Here is an 8103-nt window from a genome sequence, read left to right as displayed (position 1 = left end):
GTACGCCCTTGACAAGCTAAATCCGAAAGGATATTTGGTTTATAAGTTGAACAAGGAATAACTCTATTCATAGCTGAATGAAACACCATTTAAAAACATTTGGGTGTGGTGGGTTGACAGTTTCGTTAATATCAGTTGCATAACAAAAAGGTTGCTTCAGCAACCTCCCTTATTGAAGTAAGTAAAGTACCTGTTAGTTCAAGAATTATAAGCTCATTTTATCGTGCCTTTGATGGCTTTTTTGCCATAAGGAACGATAAAATTGCAAAACAAATTAAAAAGACAGAGAGAATCCCATAAGCAGCCCCTTCAAATCCCCTTATGTTTACGTAACCAATGTAAAATAGAATAATAGCAGCTATAACTGTTAAGGCTCCTGGTACAATTCGCACAAATAGGGGAAGGTTTATTTTTTAAAACCACCAAGTAACAAACAAAATAATTACTCCAATCCCAATAGCTACAAGAAATGGTACAAAAATCATTATTGTTTCCATTTTTTTAACAATCCAGCCCCTTTAGTGCCATAAGAAAAAGCTGCCTTAAAGACAGCTCTGATCTTTAACTAACGCACCCGTTAGTTATATAAGAACAGCGAAACTTATTCAAGAATCGCGCCCGATTCTTGAATAAGCTTCTGCATAATATGTACGAGCTGTTCACTAACTTCTTCATTTAATCGTCAGTTAAAAGTTAATTTTTGTCTATTTCTATTGTATAAATGATACAATTTACATAGCTTAATTATTATTGTTTCAGAAAGGAGAAATATACTTGGAAAGTTTATTGCTAAAAATTAATTTATTAGATTTAGTGTCTGATATAACTGAATATAAGAATTTTGTCGTGTCTGAAATTAATGATCATGTTTTAAGAATTGCTGTGATTGATGGAGAATTTCATTGGCATGAACATGACACAGACGAATTATTTATGGTACTCGAAGGAGAACTCTTAATTGAATTAGAAAATGATAAAACAATTAAATTACTACCTGGTGAAATTTTCAATGTTCCAGCACATATGCAACATAGAACACGATCTAATGGTAGAACTGTAAATCTCTGTTTTGAGAAAAAAGACAACGATATAAATGGATCTTCTTGAGTACCCACCCTTGCATTAAGCTAACCACTACTACTGCCTTCATGGTTCGGGACTTTCACCCTATAGATTGCACCCATGCCGGGCGCACGAAAAAGCTGCCTTAAAGACAGCTCCATAATGTATCATTATTCAATGATGATGTTCATGACTACTCTCATCATTTTTTTCCAAACCTTTTTGCAAGAATTCTAACTCACTTTTAGAAAGTTCTCCTACAATAAACTGTTTTTGAGGCATAATTATTGAACCATCGTTGCTTGCATGTATTTTTATATAATATAGACCCTCACTATCAAATTCTTTACTTAAACTATACGTACCGTTTCCGTCTTCCTCAGCTTTTTCCATATTATAATTAAGTGAACCATCTTGTTTCCATATCTCAAAATGAACATAATCTGCGCCTTCAACTTTTTTACCATCTTGAGTAAGAACCACCTTTATTGTCTCCTGCTTATTTTCTGAGAAGGATTCAGGTATGACTATTTCTGATTCAAGAGGTTTTTCTTTTTTGTATAGATTAGCAACATCCTGTTCAAGTGAACATGCACTTAGCAATAAGCTGAAAATAAAGATTAAAGAAATACATATATTTTTTTTCACGGCAAAAGACACCCTTTACTTTTCGAATTATGCATTCATAAATCTCTTAATTACAGATATTCTTTGAATAATTAACCAGTCAATTAGCCATACAACACTAAGTGACAAACCAACCAATGGAAACAAAATACCCAAACCTATTAACAAGATTAGGAAGAGCTTCATTTTTTTTATACTAGGGGCTTTTGGTGCACCCATTTCTTTTTTTGGTTTACGTTTTAACCATAAATAAAAACCACTAACTGCAACAAGAATGATGCCTAAACAAATAAGAAGACTAGCTAATTGGTTAATTAAACCAAATTGAGTCCCTTTATGCAACGTGATCCCCCAAGCAACTATTTTCCCTATTAAACCGTAGTTATCATAACGATAATCAGCTAGAACTGCACCTGAATATTGGTCAATATGCATAGTAGCCTCATCTTGTGCTTTTGGTGGAAAAGCTGACAATGTATACACGCCTTCTTTTTCATTTGGAATGTTTACAGTATAACTTGGATGCATACCCTCACGATTTGCTATTCCAACCACATTATCGATTGAAAGTGGAATAAAACCTTGAATTTCTGACTTAGGTACATCTAAATTTTCAGATGCCCAAGGGACATCTGCTATATCTTTTGTTTTAATTGTAGATGTTGGAGCACTACCTAACCATACAGAAGGTGGATATCCTTCGCCAGAATTAGTAGCTAACGATTGGAAATTACTACCCCAAAAACCTGACCAAGGCAAACCTGTCATAATTAAAAATAACATTCCTGCTGTGATCCAAAAGGCCGGAACTGCATGTAAGTCTCTTCTTAGAATCTTTTTCCCTTTATTTAATCTTGGAATTAGAATACCGAATAAATTTTGTTTCTTTTTTGGATACCATAAAAAAAGACCCGTAACAATTAGCACCACTGCCCAACAAGCAACTAATTCTACAATTCTATCCCCTAGTGTACCAGCCATTAGTTCACCATGAATTTCTTCTATTATATTCATAATTCTATCTTCATTATTTAACTCTCCAATAGATTTACCTGTATAAGGGTCAATAAAGATGGTAAGAGACTTATCATGAGAAGTTATGCTTACTTCACTCGAACGTGTTGCATTTTCTCCAGGACGATATTGTGTTACAACTGCATCAGGATAGAGATTTTTTACTTCCTCAATTTGCCGGGATGCTGGTATTTTATCTCCTTGTGGATTAACCTCGTAGTATTCTTGATAGAGAACTTGCTCAATCTGGGGCTTAAATAAATAAATTGAACCAGTAACTGCTAGAATAATAAGAAATGGTGCAAAAATAATTCCAGCATAAAAATGCCATCTCCATACTGTTTTATTTAGCGAGGTATCAGTTTGTTTTTTATTTTGAATAGAAGTATTGTTCCTAACTGTTTCCATATTACACGTCTCCTTGATTTAATATCAGTCTCTTTAATAATGATACAAATTGATTGTGAGGAAAGAATGAAGTTCTTTTGATATATTTTTCTTTATTCAACTAACCTGCCCCGTTAGTTCCATAAAAAAAGAGCTGCCAAGGTGAAGTAAAGCCCCTGTTAGCTCAAGAAGAACTATCCAATTTCCTTAAGTAATCTGTGATTATTTGATGGAATTTATTTATATCTGGCTCCCACAGTTCATGTCCCGAATTAGCTATCTCAATTACATTTATATCTTTAAGGTTATTCTTATATTTTTCAATTTCCATACCTTTTAAAAGCGAACCGTCAGTTCCACCCTTAATAATTAATACAGGTACTTTAATAAGGGATAACTCACTATAAAGGTCAATATGACTTGATTCAGTCTGGATACCTGTTACAACATGTTTCCTCTCCTCGTTTAAATAACCACGACTAAGAATTCTATCTGACCATGTTTCAGGTATTAAAGGGTATTTTGCAGGATAATCACAGATGATTAAACCTTTTATATTAGGCTGTTCTGAAGCAAACTTTATCGCATATGGAACACCCATAGAATATGCCATTAAACAATAGTTCTTCACTTTAGAATCCGATATTACGGCATGTAGGTCTTTAACATGGTCATTAAATGAGTATCCTCTTTTTGGAGCGTCACTTTTTCCACGCCCTCTTAGACTCATTGTTATACATTTTCTTAATTTTAATTTTCCTAAAAGATCAGTCGATTGTTCTGCAAAATTTAAAGCACCAGGTACATAAACTAATGGGGTTAAGGACCTATCATAATCACCACTTTCCAGGTAATGAATTTTAATATTTTCTGATTTTACCCATCTATCCATAAATCTCAATATCAGCACCTCTTTTGGTTTATCCCCTTATTATTCGTTCTTAATTCATAAGTCTCCTTCTTCAACTAAACTGCCCCGTTCGTATTATAAGGTCAGCCAGAAAATATTTCTGGTTGACCATTTTTTATATGGTTTTATTATAACGGTAGCCGGGGCAAAACGTCTCGTGGGGATAGACCCGTCAACTAAACAGTTTGCCCCCTACTTGTAGAAACATGATTAGGCTGGTTGGGACGTAGATCTCGTATAACAAGCGAAGCTGTGACACTGCAAGGAGAAATAGGGGTACCGGTAATCCACTAGATTAGGAGGAGATTTAGAATGAATCCAGTCGTTGGTCTGGATATTTCAAAAGGGGAAAGTCAGGTTCAAGCATTTTTGGATAAGGGTAAACCTTATCAAAAGAGTTTTAAAATAACTCATACTGTTGAGGGGCTTAATTTACTTGTAGCGTTTCTTGAGGATGTAAAGAAAGAGTCTGGTCAGAAGCCTTCAGTCGTTTTAGAAGCCACTTGACATTATCAAACTCCAGTCGTTCATTACTTGGAAGAACGAGGATATTTATTGATTATCCATTGATTTCATATAAGGCAAGAGGATCAAGCTTAAGAAAGGTAAAAACAGATGCCATTGATGCCTATCTTCTCTGTGAGTTGTTTTATAAAGAAGAATTAGAGCCATATAAAAAGCGTGGAGTCCAGTTATTGAACCTTCGTAATCTCACAAGACAACATGAAAACATAACTGGCGTTATGATTCAAACAAAGCTTCAATTTCAGGCAGTGCTTGAACAAGTGTTTCCTGAGTATAAAGGAGTTTTTGGAGATTTATATTCTGTGGTGTCACTCTTAACTCTTTCAGAGTTCCCCTCTTCAGAGGACATTTTGAAGGCAAGTGAAGAAGCAATGACAGCAAGGATATTTGAGTTATGCAAGAGTAGATCAATTAAATGGGCAAATGAAAAAGCGATTCAGCTTAAAGCTGCAGCAGCTCGTAACCCTTTCGATAAGACAATCTATCAGAGTCATATTTTAAGCCTTGGCATGTATATAAATATTCTTCTTCAGTACAAAGAGCATCTATCAAAGTTAGAGGCAGAGATAGACGCCCTCGCTAAAGAAATTGTAGAATATACGATCCTCAAATCTATCCCAGGTATCGGAGAAAAGATCGCGGCAACGATTATTTCTGAAATTGGTGAAATAGATCGATTTAATAATCCTAAAAAACTTGTAGCTTTCTCTGGAGTTGATCCTAGTGTATTCGAATCTGGTAAGTTTACAGCTACCAAAAATAGAATCACTAAAAGAGGTTCTAGCAGACTTCGACATGCCTTATATATGGCAGTTCGTTGTGCTATTCGTGATTGCCGGAAGTCTAAGACAACTGATGAAATTATCCCTCGAAATAAGAAGCTACGCGTGTTTTATGACAAGAAACGCGAGGAAGGAAAGCCTTCTAAGGTAGCCGTCATAGCCTGTGTAAATAAGCTCTTACACTGGATTTTCGCTCTATTAAAGAACAAAATGACTTTCCAAGATATTGTTTAAAATTTATATTTAACTAAATAGAACAAAACCTTCCAAATAAGAGTCTGAAGGAAGGTTATTTGGTATGCCTATTTTTAGTATATCACGTATGTTTTTATATTTTTATTGAAAAATGTTGACAAGCTATTAGCTGGTTTAGTTAAACAAGGATTTATATCTCTCCAAGTTCTTTTTGTTGGTTTTTACCATAACTTCACGACCAAATTCTTTGGAAGCTTCTTAATGGACTTACTATCCTATGAATTATTGTCTTAATTTAACTAACGGTCCTTTTTAAATATATTGCTAAACCTATTTTCTATTTTGGAGAGGCTAGCATTTTCCTCCAGTGTATTAGATCCTTCCAATTCAAAAAAGGTTTCCAAATTCTCCAAACTCGCATGTTTCCTGTTATTTTTATCAAACTGTATTAGATTGTCTTTAACCTGGTTTTGAGATTGCAGGTGTGAAAAGGCACTTGAAATCATTTGCTGATTGTATAATTGTTCATAATGTTTTACCTGTTCTTGCAGTAGCCGAATTTCATCGTTTTTCATTTTTAGCTCGGCACTGTCATCTCTTCTCCGGTTGAGCTCTTCTTTCAGGTTCTTAACCGTATTATAAAGCTCATAGAATGCCGTTTCGATGAAATAAAGCTCGCTTATTATTTTGTTCTTATCGTTTTTATAAGCCTCAAAAATTTTTTCAATATTCGGAAAGTAAACATCATCACTTTCGGATATTCCGACCGACCTTGAAACAGGCTTATTTAATTCATCGATCGTTTCAGGAATACGTCTGCTCCACGTATTCCTTCCGATGCCGGTTTCCTTTTCTAAGAAAAGGTAAGTTAGTTTTTGCCCTTTATATTTCTTTTTAATCTCCAACGCCATTTCCTTGAGCTGTTCGTCACTGTAATTTGACGGTCTGCCTTTTCTAGCCTGTCCTTCTTTTACTCTAGTCATATCTGTCTTCCTCCATCAATATCGAATCAATAATCGCTTTTTGATTCATGTATTTTACGAGTTTCATTGAATTTGTCTTTGAAATTTCGTCAGAAGCAGGGTGGTTCGACAGGAGTGATGAACTGCACTGTTCCTTCATGATTAAGTGTACTTCATTCATTCGTTGATTAAGGACTTTGGAATAGTCCTGTAGCCATTGAACCCCTTGTTCGTATTTATCAACATCCGGTTTAAAAATATAGTTGCTGCACACCCTACAGTCTTCGACACACGATGAGGGGAAGATTTCTTTCCTTTCCTTACAATAACCGTAGTCTACTTTTAACATTTTCAATGTGTCCTTATCATTGTATATTCTTCCTCTATCATATGCATCCCGTCTCCATCCAATAAATCCATCAGGCATAGTGTCTGAAATCTTACGTTCCAGCATATTTTGAGCCAATATATAGACATACGATTGCGAAAAATGTTCGGCATGTGAGTAATAATTATCCTGTGTGGCAATTACATCGTGTCCAGCCATTCTGGCGATGGAAAGCATGTTAAAGCCTTGCAGAAACATATTGATAATTGCGAAGTGTCTAGTATCTCCAGGCCTAATTTTCTCAAGGTTTGTCTCCGAATATAAACCCTCAACGACCTCGTTATAGAACTCTTGCAGTAACACATCAAAATTGTATAGTGTCATTCGATTGAATGCTTGACGTTTTGGTCTTTTCCGGAACAGTTGATAAAAATCCCTCGGGAAAAGGTAATCATCCTCGATACCAAATTCGACTAGCTTCATTTTGTAGAAAGAGATTAATTGATAGGTCTTAGTGTCAATCTGGATTGGTTCATAGTGAATAACCCTATCTGGAGAATCACTTTCATTTTTGATTCTGGGAACTTCAAGCCACATGGTTCCATCAGGTCTATGTTCTAGGCAATCTATATTCATTAAGAGCAGTTCTGTTGGACGCTGTGGCAAGATATTCGTTATTAGCCACCAAATCATAATGGGCATAAATTTCAGGGTCTGTTCAACTGGCTTTGTCTGAAAAAAATCATTTACAATATCATTGAATACCAGTACATCATGGAAGTGCGGCAAATCTCTATTTCCATATGTTGCGAAAGGAATGGTATCGCAGATCCTTTGTAATTCCTCTCCCTGTTCACAGGGGAAAAAGCTGATGAAGTTCTTCAAGACATTCGAAAGGGAGTAGGCGCGCGGTTCTGACATAGATACCAACTTGTCTTCCACCTTACTCATTTGTTTCAAACCATTGGATAATCTTATTGTTTTTTTAAGTAACTGGGCTTCATCATAACACTTATGCGCGCTTACCCCGGACGATCTCCGCAAGGTGATGAAGGCTTTAACTGCTTCATTTAGGTCGCTGTAAATGTCGAGATCAAATACCAACGTAAAATCGTTTGCTTTTATCTTGCATGGCATAACCCATATATGGTTATTGAAAGAGTCTGCCACGATATGCCCATTCTCTTTTAGGGCTGAAAAAGAGGTCAGATATAATTCATTCTCCTTTTTATCGTAATAAATTTGTTCGATCACGCTTACCATTGAATTCCCCAATAATTCATGAGACAGTTTTAATTCCAAAATGTCCAC

Annotated in this window: 7 protein-coding genes and 1 pseudogene; 2 read left to right on the top strand and 6 right to left on the bottom strand. The window is 35.5% G+C overall.

The features are described from left to right. Window positions 1–218 precede the first annotated feature (218 nt). Complete coding sequence (locus Q8G36_RS22885) at window positions 219–392, bottom strand: hypothetical protein (RefSeq protein WP_305161309.1); 174 nt, start codon at window positions 390–392, stop codon at window positions 219–221. 394 nt (window positions 393–786) lie between these two features. On the opposite strand from Q8G36_RS22885, the gene Q8G36_RS22880 reads away from it, so the two are divergent. Further along, complete coding sequence (locus Q8G36_RS22880; protein WP_305161352.1) at window positions 787–1107, top strand: cupin domain-containing protein; 321 nt, start codon at window positions 787–789, stop codon at window positions 1105–1107. Window positions 1108–1236: 129 nt separating this feature from the next. Here the strand turns inward: Q8G36_RS22880 and Q8G36_RS22875 are convergent, their stop codons facing one another. The 3 genes from Q8G36_RS22875 to Q8G36_RS22865 all read right to left on the bottom strand — a co-directional run bounded on the left by Q8G36_RS22875 (window position 1237) and on the right by Q8G36_RS22865 (window position 3982). Continuing rightward, the gene (locus tag Q8G36_RS22875; RefSeq protein WP_305161310.1) at window positions 1237–1710 is read right to left on the bottom strand and encodes a FixH family protein; all 474 of its coding nucleotides are present in this window, start codon (window positions 1708–1710) and stop codon (window positions 1237–1239) included. Window positions 1711–1737: 27 nt separating this feature from the next. Then, window positions 1738–3111 carry a PepSY-associated TM helix domain-containing protein gene (locus tag Q8G36_RS22870; RefSeq protein WP_305161311.1) on the bottom strand — a complete coding sequence of 458 codons (1374 nt, stop codon included), beginning with the start codon at window positions 3109–3111 and terminating at the stop codon, window positions 1738–1740. A gap of 163 nt (window positions 3112–3274) precedes the next feature. Beyond that, window positions 3275–3982 carry an alpha/beta fold hydrolase gene (locus Q8G36_RS22865; RefSeq protein WP_305161353.1) on the bottom strand — a complete coding sequence of 236 codons (708 nt, stop codon included), beginning with the start codon at window positions 3980–3982 and terminating at the stop codon, window positions 3275–3277. Window positions 3983–4312: 330 nt separating this feature from the next. Here Q8G36_RS22865 and Q8G36_RS22860 point away from each other — a divergent pair. Continuing rightward, window positions 4313–5541: pseudogene (locus tag Q8G36_RS22860) on the top strand (IS110 family transposase). Between the two features lie 260 nt (window positions 5542–5801). Here Q8G36_RS22860 and Q8G36_RS22855 read toward each other — a convergent pair. Together Q8G36_RS22855 and Q8G36_RS22850 are read right to left on the bottom strand one after the other, a co-directional pair. Continuing rightward, complete coding sequence (locus Q8G36_RS22855) at window positions 5802–6485, bottom strand: hypothetical protein (RefSeq protein WP_305161312.1); 684 nt, start codon at window positions 6483–6485, stop codon at window positions 5802–5804. After that, window positions 6478–8103 carry a hypothetical protein gene (locus Q8G36_RS22850; RefSeq protein WP_305161354.1) on the bottom strand — a complete coding sequence of 542 codons (1626 nt, stop codon included), beginning with the start codon at window positions 8101–8103 and terminating at the stop codon, window positions 6478–6480. Before Q8G36_RS22850 ends, Q8G36_RS22855 begins: the two co-directional genes overlap by 8 nt.

Source organism: Peribacillus frigoritolerans (assembly GCF_030676415.1).
GTDB classification, from domain to species: domain Bacteria; phylum Bacillota; class Bacilli; order Bacillales; family DSM-1321; genus Peribacillus; species Peribacillus frigoritolerans_A.
The sequence above is the reverse complement of the archived record's forward strand: the minus strand, read 5'-3'. Positions and strand labels throughout refer to the sequence as shown.